Raw genomic sequence first — 17,745 nt, 5'->3', positions numbered from 1 at the left:
GGTCCCTTCAGTGGACTCTGCACTGCGGCAGGGTCATTCGTTGTATCCGAAGATCGAGTTCCACGCAGTCTGATCCTCGGCGGAGTGGGTGGTCGATTCCTCCGGGGTGATCCGGTGCACCTTGGGATCGGTGAAGTCGGGGAGCTGAACACCGAGAATGTTCGGCGGATCGACGTCGGTCCGTACCGAGTATTCGCCGAGGTCGGTGAACACCCGCTGGCCGCGGGTGGAGAGGTTCCAGTTCATGAATACCTGTGCGGCAGCAAGATTGCGTGCGGTGTCGGCAACTCCCGTGTAGTAGTCGTACGAGGTGACTCCCTCGTCCGGTACGACGAAATCGACAGGAGCGTTCTCGTTGTTCGCGATGTTCACGCTGCTCACGACGACGGTGCCCGCGTTGATCTCGCCGCGGGCCAAGGCATCGAGCTGGGCACCGATCGAGTCGAACACTCGCGCCTCCGAGGAGTATCTGCGGAGGTAGTCGTCGCCGAGAACATCGCGCTGAAATCGAGTCAGAGCGAGCGCGCTTCCGCCCGAACCGGCCTGCGCGATACCGAGTTTGTCGTCCCAACGATCCTCGAGAAGAGAATTCCACGACGTGGGGGCGTCGGCGTCGTCGACGACAGCGCGGTTGTAGCCGAAGGTGTAGATCGGGTTGAACGTGCGGAAATATCGGTTGTCGTCGAACGAGACGTCATCCTGCAGATTGTCCGCAGTACCGGGCAAGTAGGGCTGGAACAGTCCGCGCTCGGCCAGACCCCGAACGAATCCGGGGTCGGAAATCCGGATGACGTCTGCATCGAGGCGACCGGTACTGTATTCGGCCGTGAGGCGTTCGTAGAGCCGATTGGAGGTCAAGCGAACGAGTTTCACCTCGATACCGGTGTCGGCCTCGAACTGTTCGAGCACCTCGGATTCGGTGTCCTGGGTGTATCCGCTGTACAGCGTTATCGTGCCCTCGGATTCTGCGCGCGACCACAGATCCGGGTCTGCGATCTGCTCGCCGTCGATCACCAGAGCCCCACCTGGTTCGGTGATGGACGCGGCCGACCGTGCCAGCGATGGGGCCTGCGGTGGTGGACTGCATGCGGTCACCGCGGCGACCGCGATCGCGCACACTGCGGCCCCGAACCGCCGGATCGTCGATGTGGTCATCTACTTGGACTCCTTTGCGCCGAATCGGCGGGACAGTGCAGCAAGAACGCCGATCACGACGCAGTAGAGCAACCCGAGTTCGGCTGCCGATCGGATGGATCCGTTGTCGTAGGCGTCGAAGATCGCTATGGACAGCAGTCTGGTGTCAGAGGTGAAAAGGAACAGGGCCGCAGTCAATTCGCGCATCGACAACATGAGCAGCAGCAGAAAGGTCGAGGACAGCCCGATTCGGAGCAGGGGCACTGTCACGAATCGGATGGCCTTTGCTCGGCTCGCGCCGAGCATCACTGCGCTGTCCTCGAGGTCCTGGTCGAGCTGAACGATGGAGGAGGACACTCCGCGGTATCCCTGCGGCAGGAAGACTGCGATGAATGCGACGACGAGGACGGCGAGAGTTCCGTAGATCGGCACCGGCAACGCCAGCCAGGTCCAGAGCAAACCCAGCCCGAGCACGATGGCGGGAACTGCCAACGGCAGCATTGCCAGGTACTCCAGCACCGATCGTCCGGGCGACCTGGTCCGGTACCGGGTGTACGCCAACGCAAAACAGAAAGTCGTGCCTATGGCCGCGGTCGACACACCGACGATGACACTGTTGAGCACAACGTTGTGGAAGTCCGGGTCCTGAACTGTTTGCCCCAGGCTCCACAGGGACAATGCGCCTGCGTCGAACAACTCCCCGAATCGGGCCAGGTACGGGCTGGTCTGGAGCGACGCCACCACGAGGGCTCCCATCGGGAGTGCCACGGCGAGAACGAAGTACAGCCATGCGAGAGCGGCGGCCGGCCAACGCCAGCCCCGAAGTGGCACCTGTCGTGCGCGCACTCCCTTGCCGCTGACGGTGGTGTATTCCTTGCTGCCGGTCACTCTGTTCTGCAAGGCCACGACGATCACGAGCAGAACGGTGAGGACGACGGCGATGGCTGCCGCGTCGTTACTGCGGGCAGGCGCAGCGTTCATGAGTCGATAGATGAGGGTGGGCAGGGTGTCCACGCCGCCGGGTACACCGATGACCTGTGCGACGGCGAAGTTCTCGACGGTCAGGGCGAACACGAGTATGCCGGATCCGATCGTGGCAGGAAGCACGAGCGGAAAGGTGATCTTGCGGAGCATCTGGGTGAGCCCTGCCCCGTGCAGGCTGGCTGCATCTTCCAGATCCGGATTCATCAACGACAACGCCGAGTGAATCATCAGGAACGGATACGGAGCGTAATACAGGCCGAGAACGAAGATCATTCCGGCGAAACTGTAGATGTCGACGAATCCGCGGAGTCCGAGGGCAGTCAGGGCGAGATTGAGGTAACCGGTTGCGGGGCCGGCGAGCAGAGCCCACGCCAGCGCACCGACGAGCGACGGCAGGAACAGTGGAGCAATTCCGATGCCGTAGATCAATTTTCGACCCGGGATGTTGGTTCTTGCGGCCAGGAACGCCAATGTCGCACCGATGAGGAGGGCGAGAATCGACGATCCGATTCCGACGATCGCGGAGCTCCACATCGCCTCTCGAGCCGACTGGCGTCCCAGTAGAGCGAAGTTGTCGAAAGTGAAGTGACCGAAGTCGAAGACGTTGCTGCGGTCGGGATTGTCGGTGAAGGCACCCATGACGATGAAGAACATCGGGCACAGGACGATGAGCGCGAGAAGCGCGAGTTGGACGAGTGTCGGAAGGCTCCGCCGCAGCCGACGGTTGCGGGTGCGCGACACCGAGACGCTCGGCGTCGGTGCCGGTGCGTGCCGCGGACGGTCGGTGGTGGGGGCGCTCACGAGTGAGCCCCGACGAGTTGCGTGCGGTCGTCGACCAGCAGCTGTGCGGCTCCGGGTGTGATGTCGACGGCGACCCGTTCTCCCACGTGCAGCGCCCGTTTCGCGGCCCCGGTGGCGAGGGCCTCGATGTTCGGCCCGCCGTCGAGAGTGATGCGGTAACGAATGGACGCCCCCTGGTAGCTCGCGACGTCGACACGCCCTGCCCAACCCACTCCCGTAGCCGGCTCGTCGTGTACGGGCGTGACGGTCATGTCCTCGGGACGCAGGCACACGAGCAGTCGGTCGGCATTGTCGGGCACGGTGGCATCGATTCGGACCGTGAAGTCGTGGTCGGTGAGCGTGACTGCTCCGGACATGCCAGGAGTGGGTGAGCACGCGAACAGGTTGCCCACGCCGAGGAACTCTGCGATCGACCCACTGGCGGGCGCGGTGTAGATCTGATCGGGTGCGCCGCTCTGGACGATTCGGCCGTTCTGCATCAGCGCGATGCGGTCGGCCAAGGCGAATGCTTCCACCTGATCGTGCGTGACGTAGATCGTGGTCAGGCCGAGTCGCAGTTGTAGTTCACGTAGTTCCATTCGCAGGCGTTCGCGCAGACGCGCATCGAGATTGGACAACGGCTCGTCGAGCAACAGGACGTTGGGGCGCATGACCAGGCTCCGTGCGAGGGCTACCCGCTGCATCTGGCCACCGCTCAACAGGCTGGCTCCGCGCTCGGCCAACTCACGCAGCCCGACCAGATCGAGTGTCTCGTACACGCGGGAGACGAGTTCGTCCTTACCGACTTTCTGCATCTGCAGCGAGAATGCGACATTCTCGAACACGGTGCGATGAGGCCATACCGCGTACGACTGAAACACCATTCCGACGTTGCGCTTGTTGGGCGGTACGGTTCGGCCACTGGATGAATCGTGCATCACGTTGTCGCCTATGGTGATTCGTCCTTCGTTCGGACTTTCGAGACCTGCGACGCAACGCATGGTGCTGGTCTTGCCGCAGCCGGATTGACCGAGTAACACGAGCGATTCTCCGTCGGCAATCTTGAGATCGAGGTCGCGGACGACGGTGTTCTGTCCGTAGGCGAGGGTCAAATTCTCTATCGATACCTTCATGGGAATTCCTTCGACTTGTCGGTTCTTCTCAGACCCGAGACTCGACGAGCTGATGCAACGCTCGAATATCACTGTCGTCGAGCGTGATCCCGTCTCGGATCTGCTCGTGGTAACGCGCCATCTCGTATTCGCCCGGTAGTCGAACGGGATCGGCGGGATCTGTTGCCGGAACCGAATGCAACCGATCCCCGAAGTCCTGGACGCGCTCGTGCAGATCGGGCCCGGAGAGCAGCAGCTCGGTGTCGACGAGGACGAAGAAGTGCCCCAGGTTCTGGGCCCGCTCGGGTGAGACGCTCCATGAGCTGACCTTGTCCAGATATGCCGCACCGGAAAGTAATCCGGCGAACAGGTCGACCATGACCGCCAGCCCGTATCCCTTGTGGCCCGCGATGGGCTGCAGGAACCCCGAGAGCGCAGCGCTCGGATCGGTCGTGGGGTGGCCTGCGCTGTCGGTGGCCCACGTGGCGGGAATGGTGCGGCCATCGGTTTGCGCGGCCCGAATCTTCGCTCGTGCTGCGACGCTCAACGCGATGTCGAGAAGAATGGGGTCGCCACCCGGATTGGGGACACCCCATCCCATCGGGTTGTTGCCCACCCGGGTGGCCTTCCCTCCGGACGGTGCGATGGTGGTCGTCGCATTACTGGCGATGATCGCCGCGAATCCCTCCGAAGCAGCCTTGAAAAGGTACGGCATGACCGGCCCGAAATGGTTGCTGTGCTGTGCGAACGCCGCTCCCACACCGCATGTTCGGGCACCGTCCATGGCTGCGGTGAGTGCAGCACTACCGACCAGAGGTCCCACTGCGTTGGCACCGTCGATCAGCGCGAGAGCGGGGGCAGGTCTGGTGGTGGTGACGTCGGCGCGCGGATCCATGCCCCCGATCGCGGCGCGGTCGAGGTACTGGGGGACCCGTTGGATTCCGTGTGTGTGGATGCCGAACAGGTCGGCCAACACGAGGACTTCTGCGATGGTCCGAGCTGACGCCTCGGACATGCCGCACGTGATCAGTGCTCGCGATGCGAGATCTTCGAGTTGGGCGGCGGAAACCGTAACTGTCGACATGGTGCCATGGCTTTCTGTGCAGTCGGGGAGTGTCGAGGAACGTTCGCGGAACAGGTCCGGTGAACGGTGGCCTATGGCCTGGATCACTCTCGAAAGCCACTATGGCAGCGCCGATAGATAAGTAGTAGTCAAGGTTTCTTGAGTCCGACATAAGTGATGCTAAAGTTGGGTAGATGAGGGCCGATTTGACCCGGCTGCAGATCTTGTCGGCTGTCGGACGACACGGATCTATGGCCGCGGCAGCCGACGAGCTGAGATACACCTCGTCGGCCATCTCGCAGCAAATCAGCAAGTTGGAGTCCGAACTCGCCGTCGAGCTCGTCGAGCGACATGCACGCGGTGTGCGCTTGACCGAGGCCGGGCGAGCGGTTGTCGTGAGGGCACGCGCCATCGACGAGCAACTCGACGGGATGAAAGACGATCTCCGTGAGCTCGCCGAAGGGTTCACCGGGACAGTTCGCTTCGGAGTATTTCCCACGTTTGCCGCGTCGTTGTTGCCCGACGTCGTCATCGGACTACGTGAGGCGCACCCGGGAATTCGTCTGTCGATACATTCGAGCCGAATCGCACCTTTGCGGGAGTTGCTCGAGACGCGGCAGCTCGATCTGGCGCTGACGTGGGACTATCCGTGGAATCGAACCGTCGACGAAGGTCTGACCGTTCGCGAAATTCTCAGCGACTCAACGGTATTGATTGTTCGGCGTGATCACGAACTGTCGCACGCGGATACGGTCGAGCTCTCGGATCTGAGCAACGACGACTGGATCGTGCGAGCTGGAGGTCACCCCACCACAGAGCATCTCTGGCGCTGTGCCGACACCGCCGGCTTCACGCCGACGGTGGCGGTCGAAGCGAGCGACTATCAGGAAACGCAGGCCATGGTCGCCGCGGGTCTCGGTGTCACGCTGTGCCCCCAACTCGCCACCAGCTACGTCCGCGGCGAGGTCGTCGTCAAGCGGCTCGCCGCGTCCGTACCGGCACGGCGGATCTGTACGGCTCGTCCGTCGGACGTCAAACCGTCCGTTGCCAGTCTCCGCCTGGAAGGGCTGCTTCATCGGGTCGTGAAGGGATACAACCTTTCTCAGGGGTAGTCCTCCGACAGGCCGTCGTCGGTGCGGGATGCCGGAGGGATACCACCTCTCAGCCCTGGGCGGCCGCGATTCGATCCTCGGCCAGACGATCGGCCGCTGCCCCGAGCAGGATGCCCTCGGCGCGGGCGATGGCGAAGATGCCCGTGACGGTGTCGCGGATCTTGCCGATCGTGGCCATCACCTGAGCCGAATCCTTGCCGCGCAGTTCGCCTTCCACCTGGATCAGGCCGCCGGCGTTGGCGACGTAGTCGGGTACCCACACGATTCCGCGGGCAGCCAGCATCGCTTCGACGTCGGGTGTGAGCAGTTGATTGTTGGCCGCGCCGCAGACGATGGACGCCGACAACCGGGCCACCGAGGACGCGTCGAGAGTGGCACCCATGGCGCACGGCGCATAGACGTCGATGTCGGCACCGATGATGTCGGATCCCACGGTGACACCGGGGAAGTCGGCGACGATGCGATCGAGGGCAGGCGGATAGGAGTCGCTGACGACCACCTCGGCACCGGCTTCGCGAAGCAGTGAGACGAGGTTGTAGCCCACCTTGCCCGCGCCCTCGACGCCGACACGCTTGCCGGTCAGATCGTCCGAGCCCCATGTGGATTCGGCTGCGGCCAGGAGTGAGAGAAAGACTCCGAGCGCAGTCTGGGGGCCGCTGTCGCCGGTGCCGCCGGCGGTGGTGTTCTTGCCGACGACGTGCGCCGTCTCCTCGGCGATGATGTCGAGATCGTCGCTGTTGGTGCCCACATCGCCCGCGGTGACGTAGGTTCCGCCGAGCGACTCGACGAATCGGCCGTACGCGCCCAGTAGCGTCGGGGTCTTGATGGCGTTGGGGTTACCGATGATCACTGCCTTTCCGCCGCCGAGATCGACTCCCGCGACGGCCGCCTTGTACGTCATTCCGCGGGAGAGGCGCAGCACGTCGGTCAACGCTTCCTGCTCGGAAACGTAAGGGTAGAAGCGAGTTCCGCCGAGAGCCGGACCGAGGACCGTGGAGTGGACCGCAATGATCGCGCGCAGACCGGTGTCGGGGTCCTGGCAGAACACGACGCGTTCGTGTGCGCAGTCGCGTGGCATGTCGGGACGATCGAAGACGCCGGTCGCGGCGGGGAAGGAATCGGACGAGGTGCTCGATGCGGCGGGGTGGTCGGCAACGACGGACACAGGCGGTCTCTTTCGGGTGATGAGGCGGCGGTACCGGAAATGGGTGGTATCCGGAATTCGTGTCCCCGAAGGGTGTCGTGAACGTGCACGCTGGTCAACCGCTGTTGCCGAGAATGTGCATGTTGCACGGTGCATCTCGGATCGACCGAGCCGGGATGGTCGGGCTGCTCAGCGACGACCGTCCTCGGCGAGTTGTTCGAGCAACGGCTTGGTGCGGTACTGGATCAGCTCGCTCATCGCGATGGACATGTTGGTGCGCTCCACCCCGGGGATGTCCAGAATGAGACCTGCGATGCGGTACAGGTCGTCGGCATCGACGGCCGCGATGCGGATGTGCATGTCCGCGGCCCCGGACAGCCCGAACACTTCGAGCACTTCCGGGATGGTGCGAAGGTGTTGGGTCACTGCGGCGAGCGTGTGTTGGTTGACCTGCGCGGTCACGAACGCCTGCAACGGGCGTCCCAACGACTTCGGTGGGATGCGGTGATCGATGGGCGTGAGCGATCCCTTGTCGTCCCAACGGCCGAGGCGCGCCTGCACGGTGTTGCGGGACAGCCCCAACGTGGTGGCGAGTTCGACGCCGGTGGCGCGCGGTTTGGCGCAGAGGGCGAGGAGGAGTCGGGCGTCGGTCTTGTCCAGATCGGTCATTGCGCACTTCCTGTCGCTCTGTCGTTACCCAATATTGTGCACACTGCGCAGTTGTGAAGTCATCACTTGTGCAGGGTGGATGTCGGTGGTGTTCTTGTGAAGGACATCACATCACGACGGAGAGTGCGACGATCATGACTACCACCTCGCTGGTACAGCTGATAAAGGAATCTGGGACGGTGGTCCGCAACGAGACCTACTCGCCGCTGGTCGCCGACATCGACACGGCCGCGATGATGGACTTGTACCGAGATCTCGTGGTCGTTCGCCGCATCGACACCGAGGCGACCGCACTGCAGCGACAGGGCGAACTGGGGTTGTGGGCACCGCTGCTCGGTCAGGAAGCGGCGCAGGTCGGTTCGGCCCGCGCTCTCGACACCGAGGACTTCGTGTTCGCCAGCTACCGCGAGCACGGGGTCGCCTATTGCCGGGGCGTCGACCCGACGCAGATGCTGCGCTTCTGGCGCGGATCGACCCTCTCCGGTTGGGACCCGTACGAATACCGCATGACGACGCCGGCGATCATCGTCGGATCTCAGGGCCTGCACGCCACCGGGTACGCCATCGGCATGCAACTCGAGGGGGCCGAGGGCGCAGCCATCACCTACTTCGGCGACGGCGCGACCAGCCAGGGCGATATTTCCGAGGCACTCGGCTTCGCCGCGAGTTTCCACGCACCGGTGGTGTTCTTCTGCCAGAACAACCAGTGGGCCATCTCCGAACCGGTCACGGTGCAGACGAAGGCCACGATCGCCGCTCGCGGTGAGGGATACGGCATCCCGTCGGTGCGCGTCGACGGCAACGACGTTCTCGCCGTCCTGGCTGTCACCAGGGCAGCGCTCGCCCGCGCCCGCGAAGGTAGCGGCCCGACGCTCATCGAGGCCGTCACCTACCGCATGGGCCCGCACACCACCTCCGACGATCCGACGCGATACCGCTCGGGTGCCACCGACGACGAATGGCGTGCCAAGGATCCGATCGATCGAATCGAGAGGCTGCTCAGGCGAATCGGCGTGTTCGACGACGCATTCGCCGCCTCGGTGAAGCGCACCGCCGACGAGGTCGCAGCCGAGCTTCGCCGCGGCTGCCTCGAAACCGTCGAGCCGACCGCGATGTCGGTGTTCGACAACGTCTACGCCGATCCCCACCCCCTACTCGACGACGAGCGCGCCCAATTCGCCTCGTACCAGGCCGGATTCGAAGGAGCTACGTCATGACCACCCTGGAACGGCCCACCAGTCTCCCGTTGGGCAAGGCCATCAATGCAGGTCTGCGACGAGCGATGGAGAACGACCCGAAGGTCCTGCTGATGGGCGAGGACATCGGCAAGCTCGGCGGTGTCTTCCGCATCACCGACGGCCTGCAGAAGGACTTCGGTCCCGGTCGAGTACTCGACATGCCGCTGGCGGAATCGGGAATCATCGGCACCGCCGTCGGCCTCGCGATGCGAGGTTTCCGGCCGGTGTGCGAGATTCAGTTCGACGGTTTCATCTATCCGGCGTTCGACCAGATCGTCTCGCAGGTGGCGAAGTTGCACTACCGCACCAGTGGCAACGTCAAGATTCCGATGACCATCCGGGTGCCCTACGGCGGCGGAATCGGTGCCGTGGAGCATCATTCGGAGTCTCCCGAAGGATACTTCGCGCAGACCGCGGGTCTTCGCGTGGTCACCTGCAGCAACGCCGCCGACGGCTACTCGATGATTCAGCAGGCCATCGCGAGCGACGATCCGGTGTTGTTCTTCGAGCCGAAGCGTCGGTACTGGGAGAAGAGCCCCATCGACCTCGATGCCGACGCGTCGTACCCGCTGCATCGGGCACGGGTGGTCACCGAAGGCACCGACGTCACCCTGATCGCGTACGGACCACTCGTCGCCACCGCACGCAAGGCCGCCGAAGTCGCTGCCCACGAGGGAGTGTCGATCGAGGTCATCGATCTCCGCTCGCTCTCGCCCATCGACTTCGAGACCATCGAGGCCTCGGTACGCAAGACCGGGCGTCTCGTCGTCACCCATGAGGCACCGGTGTTCATGGGACTCGGTTCGGAGATCGCAGCTCGAATCTCCGAACGGTGCTTCTACAACCTCGAGGCGCCGGTGTTGCGCGTCGGTGGCTTCGGCACTCCGTACCCGGCATCGAAACTGGAGCGATTCTTCCTTCCCGATGTCGACCGGATTCTCGACGCAGTCGACCGCTGCCGCTCGCACTGACCTCGCGCTCACCGACCGCCGCCGATACGTACCGAACAGGATTCGACGATGCCCACCATCAAGAGCTTTCCGTTGCCCGACCTCGGGGAAGGACTCACCGAAGCCGATCTGCTGACCTGGCTCGTCGCCGTCGGTGACACCATCGAGCTGAATCAGAACATCGCCGAGGTCGAAACGGCCAAGGCCGCCGTCGAACTTCCCTCACCGTTCGCCGGGGTCGTTGCCGCCCTTCACGTGTCGGAGGGTGACACCGTCGAGGTCGGCGTACCGATCATCGACATCAGGGTCGGTGGCGACGACGAGGGCGGTGTCGAGCCGGAGCCTGCCGTTCCCGATGTGGACATGACGGTTCCCGCCGAAGACGGGGACGAGCGTGTTCCGGTTCTCGTCGGCTACGGCGTGGCGAAGGAAGGCTCCAGTCGACGCGGTGGCCGAGGTGCAGCACCGGCCACCCCGACACCGACCGGACAGAACGGGAAACCGCTGGCTGCGCCACCGGTGCGAAAGATGGCCAAGGACAACGCCGTCGACCTCGCCGAGGTGCCGGCCACCGGAGACCGCGGCGACGTCACCCGTGAGGACATCGACACCTACCTCGCGGGTGACAACCCGGTCGAGGAGCGGACAGCGGAACGGGCCGGTCGCGAAGAACGGACCCCGATCAAGGGAGTGCGCAAGCACACGGCGGAGGCGATGGTGCGCAGCGCGTTCACCGCTCCGCACGTCACCGAGTTCGTCACCGTCGACGTCACCGAAACTCTCACTCTGCTGGACTCCCTCCGTGCGTCCGCTCACTTCGCCGACGTTCGTCTGACCCCGCTGGCTCTGGTCGCCAAGGCGGTTCTCGTTGCGCTCAAATCGAATCCGTCGCTCAACTCCTCGTGGGACGAGACGAGTCAGGAGATAGTGACCAAGCATTACGTCAACCTCGGTATCGCCGCCGCGACTCCGCGCGGGCTGATGGTGCCGAACATCAAGGACGCTCACGAGAAGTCTCTGGTGGACATCGCCCGCGCGCTGTCGGATCTGACGCGGACGGCCAAGGAAGGCAAGAGCAGTCCTGCCGATCTCGCCGACGGCACGATCACCATCACCAACGTCGGGGTCTTCGGAGTCGACGCCGGTACGCCGATCCTCAACCCCGGCGAGGCTGCCATCCTCTGTTTCGGCTCGATTCGCCGCATGCCGTGGGAGCACGAGGGCCAGATCGCACTACGGTCGGTGACGACACTGTCGCTCTCGTTCGACCATCGCCTCGTCGACGGCCAGCAAGGATCGCAGTTTCTCGCGCTCGTCGGCCGGTTGTTGAGCAGCCCGGTGGATATGATCGCGCTGGGCTGATTTCCCGGCTCGTACCGTGTGAAGAAAAGGGGCTTGCGTGGCGGAAGCGATCGACACGCATTTCCTGGACCGGATTCGGGTCGCGGCGACGGGTGGGCCGGAGCTCGCCGATCCGGATCGTGTGCTGAGGTACTTCGATGCTCAGCTCGCCAGTCGGCACCTGGACTTCGCAGCCCGCTGGTTGCAATCGACGGGCTTCGGCTACTACACCATCGGATCGTCCGGGCACGAGTCGAATGCAGCGGTCGGTGCCGCGACGACGGTCACCGACCCGGCTCTGCTGCACTACCGCTCCGGCGGCTTCCATGCCGCACGCGCACAACAGCATTCGGGGTCGAATCCGATCCGCGACGTGCTGGCCGGCTTGGTCGCCTCCACCCGCGACCCCATCTCCGGCGGGCGGCACAAGGTGTTCGGGCACCCCGATCTGGGCATCGTGCCGCAGACGTCCACCATCGGGTCGCAGGTCCCGCGCGCGGTCGGTCTGGCATTCGCGCTGGGGCGAGCGAAGGCGCTGCGCCACCGAACGCCATGGCCCGAGGACGCCATCGCGGTGTGCAGCTTCGGCGATGCCTCCGCCAATCATTCGACGACGGTGGGTGCGCTCAATTCGGCTGCGTACTGTGCCTACCAGTCGATTCCGATGCCGATCCTCCTCGTCTGCGAGGACAACGGCATCGGAATCAGTACCCGGTCACCGCGGGGCTGGATCGAGCGGTCGCTCAGCCGATTTCCGTCGATCGAGTACGTGCGAGCCGACGGGACCGACCCGGTCGCGCTGATGCGAACCGTGGACGCCGCTGTCGCCGCGGTGCGGTCGGGGCGTCGGCCGGTGATGGTGCATCTCGAGACGGTGCGGTTGATGGGCCACGCCGGATCCGACGCCGAGCTTGCGTACCGCACCAATGCGGACATCGTCGGCGACTATGCACGAGATCCGTTGCTCGCCTGCGCACGTGCGCTGATCGGGGCCGGTGTGCTCTCGGCAGCCGACGTCGAGGGCCGCTACGAGGCAATGCGCGAGACCGTGATGAGCGAGGCCGAGGCGATGGTCGAGTCGCTGCGGTCCGGGGCGTCGTCGCGCCTGGCCACCGCCGAGGCGGTGATGGCTCCGCTCACCGAACGGAGACCGATCGCGGTGGCCGCAACCGAGCAGAGCCTACGACCGGCACAGGGCGGGCCGCGGCTGACACTCGCCGCCATGATCAACAGGACGCTCACCGACATCATGGCGGCGCGGCCGGAGGTCCTGGTGTTCGGGGAGGACGTGGCCGTCAAGGGCGGCGTCTACGGAGTCACGAAGGGTTTGCGCAAGAAGTACGGCGCAGCAAGGGTTTTCGACACGCTTCTCGACGAGCAGACGGTGCTCGGCACCGCCCTCGGTGCTGCGCTGGCAGGATTCGTCCCGATACCCGAGATTCAGTATCTGGCGTACCTGCACAATGCCGAGGATCAGCTGCGTGGTGAGGCCGCGTCGCTGAAGTTTTTCTCCGACGCCCAGTACACCAACGGGATGGTGGTACGCATCGCTGGTCTGGCGTATCAACGCGGTTTCGGCGGACACTTTCACAACGACAATGCGGTCGCTGTTCTGCGCGATATTCCGGGCATCGTGGTTGCGGTTCCGAGTTCCGCGGCCGAGGCCGCCGCGCTGCTGCGGACGTGTGTCGCGCTGGCCGTGGAGGAGGGACGGGTCTGCGTCTTTCTGGGGCCGATAGCGCTGTACCACCGCGTCGATCTGGACGACGGCGACGGAGAGTTGCGGTGCGCCGACGACGCGTCCGCCGAGTTCGCCACCACCGCAATCCATTCGGACGGTGACGATCTGGCCATCGTCACCTTCGGTAACGGGGTGGTGATGAGCAGGCGTGCGGCATCGAGGTTGCGTGAGCGCGGGATCGGCGCGACGATCGTCGATCTGCGCTGGATCGTTCCGCTGCCGGTCGACGACCTTCTGCGCCGGCTCGACGGCTTCGATCGCGTGTTGATCGCCGACGAGACCCGGCACGACGGGGGAGTGGGAGAAGGCGTCGTGACGGCGCTCGTCGAGGGTGGCTACGCGGGTACGGTCCGCCGAGTGGCGAGCAAGAATTCGTTCGTACCGCTGGGCGCCGCAGCCGATCTCGTCCTCCTGTCGGAAGACGAGATCGTCTCTGCGGCGTTGGAGATGGTCGAATCGGATTGACTCAGTGCACCGGCTGTACGGGAGCGACCTCGTCGACATCCTTGCGTGCCGTAGCGCGGATGAAGAACGACGCCGCCACCGCCATTAGAGATACCGCGCCGCCGTAGAGGAACGCGGCATGGATGCCGGCCTCCGAACCGCCGAGCTGGGTTGCGCCGTCGGAGATTCGGGCCGCCGCGGTGTTCGACATCACGGTGACGAAGAGCGCGGTTCCGGCAGCGCCTGCCAACTGCTGCACCGTGTTGAAGATTGCGCTTCCGTGCGAGTACAGCGGGGTGGGCAGCGAACCCAGTGCCGATGTCATCAGTGGCGTCATGATGAAGGCGAGTCCCGCCGAGAGAAGCATGTGGATGCCGATCACCACAGGCAGGGCGGTCTGCGCGTCGAGCACGGTCATCGACCACAGGGCGGCGCTCATCACGATGGCTCCAGGAATCACCAACGGGCGCGGCCCGACTCGGTCGAAGATGCGGCCGACGAACGGAGCGAGCAGGCCCATCAGCAATCCGCCGGGGAGCAGCATCAGGCCGGTGTCGAGTGTGTCGAGGCCGCGGACGTTCTGCAGGTACATCGGCAGCAGGATCAGCGCACCGAACAGGGCCATCATCGAGATCGCGATCATGCCGAGGCCGATGCTGAACGTGGTGGTGCGGAACGGTCGCATGTCCAACAGTGCGCCGCCACGGTCCTGGCGCGAGATCTGACGCAGCACGAACACCAGCAGTGCGATCACACCGACCGCCAGTGGTAGCCATACCGGTACCACCGATTCTTCGGCCGAATGTCCCAGGCTGCTCAGGCCGTAGACGATGCCGCCGAACGCCAACGCGGACAACACCACCGATGGGGGATCGAACGAAGGCCGACCGGTTTGCGTCACGTTCTTCACCAGCGTGGTACCGATCGCGAATGCGATCAGTGCGATGGGGAGAACGAGCCAGAACATCCAACGCCAGTTCAGCGAATCGAGGATGACTCCCGAGATCGTCGGGCCGACGGCCGGAGCGACGGCGATGACGATCGAGATGATTCCCATCATCGCGCCGCGCTTGTGCGCAGGGACGACGGTGAGCACCGTCGTCATGAGCAACGGCAACATGATGGCCGTGCCGCTGGCCTGGGTGATGCGTCCGAGCAGGAGCAGCTCGAAGCCCGGGGCGGATGCCGCGAGCAGCGTGCCGACGGTGAACAGCGTCATCGCTGCCACGAAGACCTGACGCAACGTGAATCTCTGGAACAGATACCCCGTGATGGGAATGACCACGGCCATGGTCAGCAGGAATCCGGTGGTGAGCCACTGCGCCGTCGTTGCCGTGATGCTCAGGTCGACCATCAGGGTAGGGAGCGCCACGCTCATGATCGTCTCGTTGAGGATCATGACGAACGCTGCGATGACGAGGATGCCGATCAGCAACTTGCTTCCCGGCGCGAGCTGCGCGTCGGGTGCGTGGGCGGTCTCAGGTGTGGTCATGTGTCGGGAACTTTCGCGTATGGGTTCAAGTGTGGAGAAAAGGTCGTGCTGCGACAGCCTGACTCATTGTGACAGTGACTGTCAACTTGAACATTGCTGGTAAGTTGACGGCGAGAATACGAAGAAGTAGGCGATGGGTGGAGGACAATGAGCGAGCACGTGCCGGACCTGCGAGAGCGACGTCGCCGGGAAACCCAGCTCGAGATCACCCGTGCCGCGCTCGAACTGTTCGAGACGCAGGGTTGCGCAGCAACGACGGTCGACCAAATCGCACGTCGGGCCGGAGTATCGCCCAGCACGTTCTTTCGTAGCTTCGCATCCAAGGAAGAGTCGGTTCTCGGGCTCGCCCCGGAGTTCGAGCTCGACATCGACGTCTGGCTGGCATCGACGGCCCCCGCGAACATCACCCTTGCAGCTATCGAAGCACTGTACGAGCGATCCGTCGAACGATTATCCGCGGCACCGCACGAAGCGCGAGATCGACTACTGCGTACCCGACGGCTGATCGGGCGCGACGATCACCTGCGGTCCGCCGCCTTCGCGACCGACGCCATGACGCTGTGTCGCGTCACCGACTCGGTGGCCGCCAAGCTCGATGGCCACGAATCACGTTCGTACGCACGATTGCTGATCGAGGGTGCCGGGATGGCCATGCGAATCGCCTTCGACGACTGGGCCGAGCGCATCGATGCCGGGCAGGACGCCGACCTGGTGGATATCTACCGAACCACGCTGCGCGATCTACGACGCGTAGTCGCCGGCTGACGGTAGACGTCGTGAGTGGAACTTCGTAGCAGGGGTCGAGTTTTCGTGCACGTGGCGCGTAGCGCCTCTCACCCGAAGCGCTGCGGAGCCAAGTCGTCCACCCGTAGTCCGCGCGCAGTCACGTCGATCGGAAGCGGTTCTCCGCGAACGATTGCCGCGCCGACTCGTGCCAGTGCCGCACAGGTCTGGATTCCGTACCCACCCTGACCGGCGCACCAGAAGAAGCCTTCGATGCTCGGGTCGAAGCCCACGACCGGGGTGCGATCGGGAACGAAACTGCGCAGACCCGCCCAGGACGAGCGCAGATGCCGGCCCGTCAATGTGGTGGCCTCGGCGATGTCGTCGAACGCCCGCGCGATCTCCAACTCGTCGGGGCGCGCGTCACTCGGCTCGGTGGGCGTCTCGTCTGCAGGGGAGCACAAGAGTTGTGCACCTTCGGGTTTGATGTAGAACTTCTCGTCCATATCGCTCAACGTCGCCAGATTCGCGGTGTCGAGATCGTCGGGCGCGGCGACCATGAACACCGACCGACGCATCGGGACGAGTCCGATAGGATCGGCACCCGCCATGCCGCCCACGACGTCCGCCCACGCGCCTGCTGCGTCGACGACGAGGGGAGCAGTGTGGACCGACCCGTCCGTGGTGTGCACGTGCCACAGTCCGTCGACGCGTCCGAGCTGCGTCACGCCTGTCCCGGTGTGGACCTGTCCCCCTCGATCGCGCAACCCCCGTACGAAACCCTGGTGCAGCGCGTGGACGTCGACCTCCATCGAATGTGGTTCGTAGAGTGCACAATCGACCAGGTCGGGGCGCAGCGGCGGAAAGAGTGTGCACGCGTCGGTCGGGGTGACCAGTCGGGCGTCGGGTGTCAGTCGGCTGACGTCCGCATACATTGCCTCGAGCGCGTCGCCTCGCCCGATGGCCGCGAACTGCAACAGCGGACGCGGGGCCAGCAGCTCGGTTCGGAAGTGCTCCGGCGGGTCGACCAGAAAGGCCCGGCTGGCCGTCGTCAGGGCCCGAATGGTGCTGTTGCCGTAGGTTTCCAGGAACAGGGCGGCCGAACGTCCGGTGGTGTGAAAGGCCAGGGTCGATTCGCGCTCGAGCAGTGTGACGCGTCGGTCGCTCGCGAGTTCGTAGCCGAGCGAGACACCGCCGATTCCGCCGCCGATCACGATGACGTCGGTGGAGTTCCGTTGCCGCTCGGACGTGGTCATGGATTGCTCCCGTTCGTTGTCTCTGCAGTCCACTGCGCGCCGGGTCCGATCGCCTCGTCGAAGATCAGCCAGGTTCGCGTCGACAGTATCCCGTCGAGTCCCTGCAGTTTGTCGAGCACCAGGTGTCGTAGCGCCGAGGTGTCCGGAGCTCGCACCAGAACGAGGGCGTCGAAGTCGCCGCCCATGAGGCTGACGTGTTCGACGAAGGGGAAGGTGCTCAGATCGTCGGCGACGGCGCGCCAGGAATCCTGCCGAATGGACAATGCCACATACGCCGACGCGCCGAACCCCGCTTTCTCGTAGGCGATGCGTGCGGTGAATCCCTCGATGACCCCTTCGTCGACGAGACGGTCGACGCGCACGTAGGCGTGTGCTCGCGAGATGTGGGTGGCCTCGGCCAGGGCGCGCATGGACATTCGGCCGTCACGGCTGAGCTCGGTGACGATACGTCGGTCCACATCGTCGAGCTCGTATTCCTTCTGTGCCATCCGTCCACTCCAGCCGGTTCGTCAGGGGTCTGTGTGGACGAATTGTCACATTCTTTCCAGCATCGAGCCATCGA

General features: G+C 64.5%; 15 protein-coding genes. 6 read left to right on the top strand and 9 right to left on the bottom strand.

Annotated elements, in window-relative coordinates; translation table 11 throughout:
- Positions 1-33: 33 nt before the first annotated feature.
- From CH296_RS01885 to CH296_RS01870, 4 genes are read right to left on the bottom strand one after another with little or no spacing between them, the layout of a single operon-like run.
- Positions 34-1,155, bottom strand: a complete 1,122-nt coding sequence (locus tag CH296_RS01885) for an ABC transporter substrate-binding protein (RefSeq protein WP_094645430.1) — start codon at positions 1,153-1,155, stop codon at positions 34-36.
- Entirely contained in the window at positions 1,156-2,919 is a 1,764-nt protein-coding gene (locus CH296_RS01880) for an iron ABC transporter permease (protein ID WP_094683894.1), read from the bottom strand.
- Positions 2,916-4,031 (bottom strand): ABC transporter ATP-binding protein, encoded by a 1,116-nt coding sequence (locus tag CH296_RS01875; protein ID WP_094683893.1) that lies wholly within the window; start codon positions 4,029-4,031, stop codon positions 2,916-2,918. The genes CH296_RS01880 and CH296_RS01875 overlap by 4 nt, the downstream gene beginning before the upstream one ends.
- A gap of 28 nt (positions 4,032-4,059) precedes the next feature.
- Positions 4,060-5,094, bottom strand: coding sequence for an Ldh family oxidoreductase (locus CH296_RS01870; protein ID WP_094683892.1), 1,035 nt, complete (start codon positions 5,092-5,094; stop codon positions 4,060-4,062).
- Positions 5,095-5,267: 173 nt separating this feature from the next.
- On the opposite strand from CH296_RS01870, the gene CH296_RS01865 reads away from it, so the two are divergent.
- On the top strand, positions 5,268-6,185 hold the full coding sequence (locus CH296_RS01865) for a LysR family transcriptional regulator (RefSeq protein WP_094683891.1): 918 nt from the start codon (positions 5,268-5,270) through the stop codon (positions 6,183-6,185).
- 49 nt (positions 6,186-6,234) lie between these two features.
- Here CH296_RS01865 and CH296_RS01860 read toward each other — a convergent pair whose 3' ends face one another.
- Positions 6,235-7,350 carry a Glu/Leu/Phe/Val dehydrogenase gene (locus CH296_RS01860; RefSeq protein ID WP_373453518.1) on the bottom strand — a complete coding sequence of 372 codons (1,116 nt, stop codon included), beginning with the start codon at positions 7,348-7,350 and terminating at the stop codon, positions 6,235-6,237.
- 168 nt (positions 7,351-7,518) lie between these two features.
- Positions 7,519-7,998: an Lrp/AsnC family transcriptional regulator gene (locus CH296_RS01855; RefSeq protein ID WP_032397602.1), complete on the bottom strand. Its 480-nt coding sequence runs from the start codon at positions 7,996-7,998 to the stop codon at positions 7,519-7,521.
- Between the two features lie 134 nt (positions 7,999-8,132).
- Here CH296_RS01855 and pdhA point away from each other — a divergent pair, with 134 nt between their 5' ends.
- Genes pdhA through CH296_RS01835 form a run of 4 tightly spaced genes read left to right on the top strand, consistent with a single transcriptional unit; the run spans position 8,133 to position 13,733 of the window.
- Complete coding sequence (gene pdhA / locus CH296_RS01850; RefSeq protein ID WP_094683890.1) at positions 8,133-9,215, top strand: pyruvate dehydrogenase (acetyl-transferring) E1 component subunit alpha; 1,083 nt, start codon at positions 8,133-8,135, stop codon at positions 9,213-9,215.
- Positions 9,212-10,207: an alpha-ketoacid dehydrogenase subunit beta gene (locus CH296_RS01845; RefSeq protein WP_032397600.1), complete on the top strand. Its 996-nt coding sequence runs from the start codon at positions 9,212-9,214 to the stop codon at positions 10,205-10,207. Before pdhA ends, CH296_RS01845 begins: the two co-directional genes overlap by 4 nt.
- A gap of 48 nt (positions 10,208-10,255) precedes the next feature.
- Positions 10,256-11,548, top strand: a complete 1,293-nt coding sequence (locus CH296_RS01840) for a dihydrolipoamide acetyltransferase family protein (protein WP_094681563.1) — start codon at positions 10,256-10,258, stop codon at positions 11,546-11,548.
- Positions 11,549-11,585: 37 nt separating this feature from the next.
- The gene (locus CH296_RS01835; protein WP_094683889.1) at positions 11,586-13,733 is read left to right on the top strand and encodes a thiamine pyrophosphate-dependent enzyme; all 2,148 of its coding nucleotides are present in this window, start codon (positions 11,586-11,588) and stop codon (positions 13,731-13,733) included.
- 1 nt (position 13,734) lies between these two features.
- Here CH296_RS01835 and CH296_RS01830 read toward each other — a convergent pair whose 3' ends face one another.
- Positions 13,735-15,204, bottom strand: coding sequence for an MDR family MFS transporter (locus CH296_RS01830; protein WP_094683888.1), 1,470 nt, complete (start codon positions 15,202-15,204; stop codon positions 13,735-13,737).
- A gap of 147 nt (positions 15,205-15,351) precedes the next feature.
- Here CH296_RS01830 and CH296_RS01825 point away from each other — a divergent pair, with 147 nt between their 5' ends.
- On the top strand, positions 15,352-15,969 hold the full coding sequence (locus tag CH296_RS01825; protein WP_094683887.1) for a TetR/AcrR family transcriptional regulator: 618 nt from the start codon (positions 15,352-15,354) through the stop codon (positions 15,967-15,969).
- A 68-nt stretch (positions 15,970-16,037) separates the two neighbouring features.
- Here the strand turns inward: CH296_RS01825 and CH296_RS01820 are convergent, their stop codons facing one another.
- Together CH296_RS01820 and CH296_RS01815 are read right to left on the bottom strand one after the other, a co-directional pair.
- Complete coding sequence (locus CH296_RS01820; protein ID WP_094683886.1) at positions 16,038-17,183, bottom strand: FAD-binding oxidoreductase; 1,146 nt, start codon at positions 17,181-17,183, stop codon at positions 16,038-16,040.
- Positions 17,180-17,671 carry an Lrp/AsnC family transcriptional regulator gene (locus CH296_RS01815; RefSeq protein ID WP_094629356.1) on the bottom strand — a complete coding sequence of 164 codons (492 nt, stop codon included), beginning with the start codon at positions 17,669-17,671 and terminating at the stop codon, positions 17,180-17,182. The genes CH296_RS01820 and CH296_RS01815 overlap by 4 nt, the downstream gene beginning before the upstream one ends.
- Positions 17,672-17,745: the final 74 nt, after the last annotated feature.

The sequence above is a fragment of the Rhodococcus sp. 14-2496-1d genome, assembly GCF_002259365.1.
Classification (GTDB): Bacteria; Actinomycetota; Actinomycetes; order Mycobacteriales; family Mycobacteriaceae; genus Rhodococcoides.
Note: the sequence above shows the minus strand (reverse complement) of the source record. Positions and strands in the feature narration are given on the sequence as shown.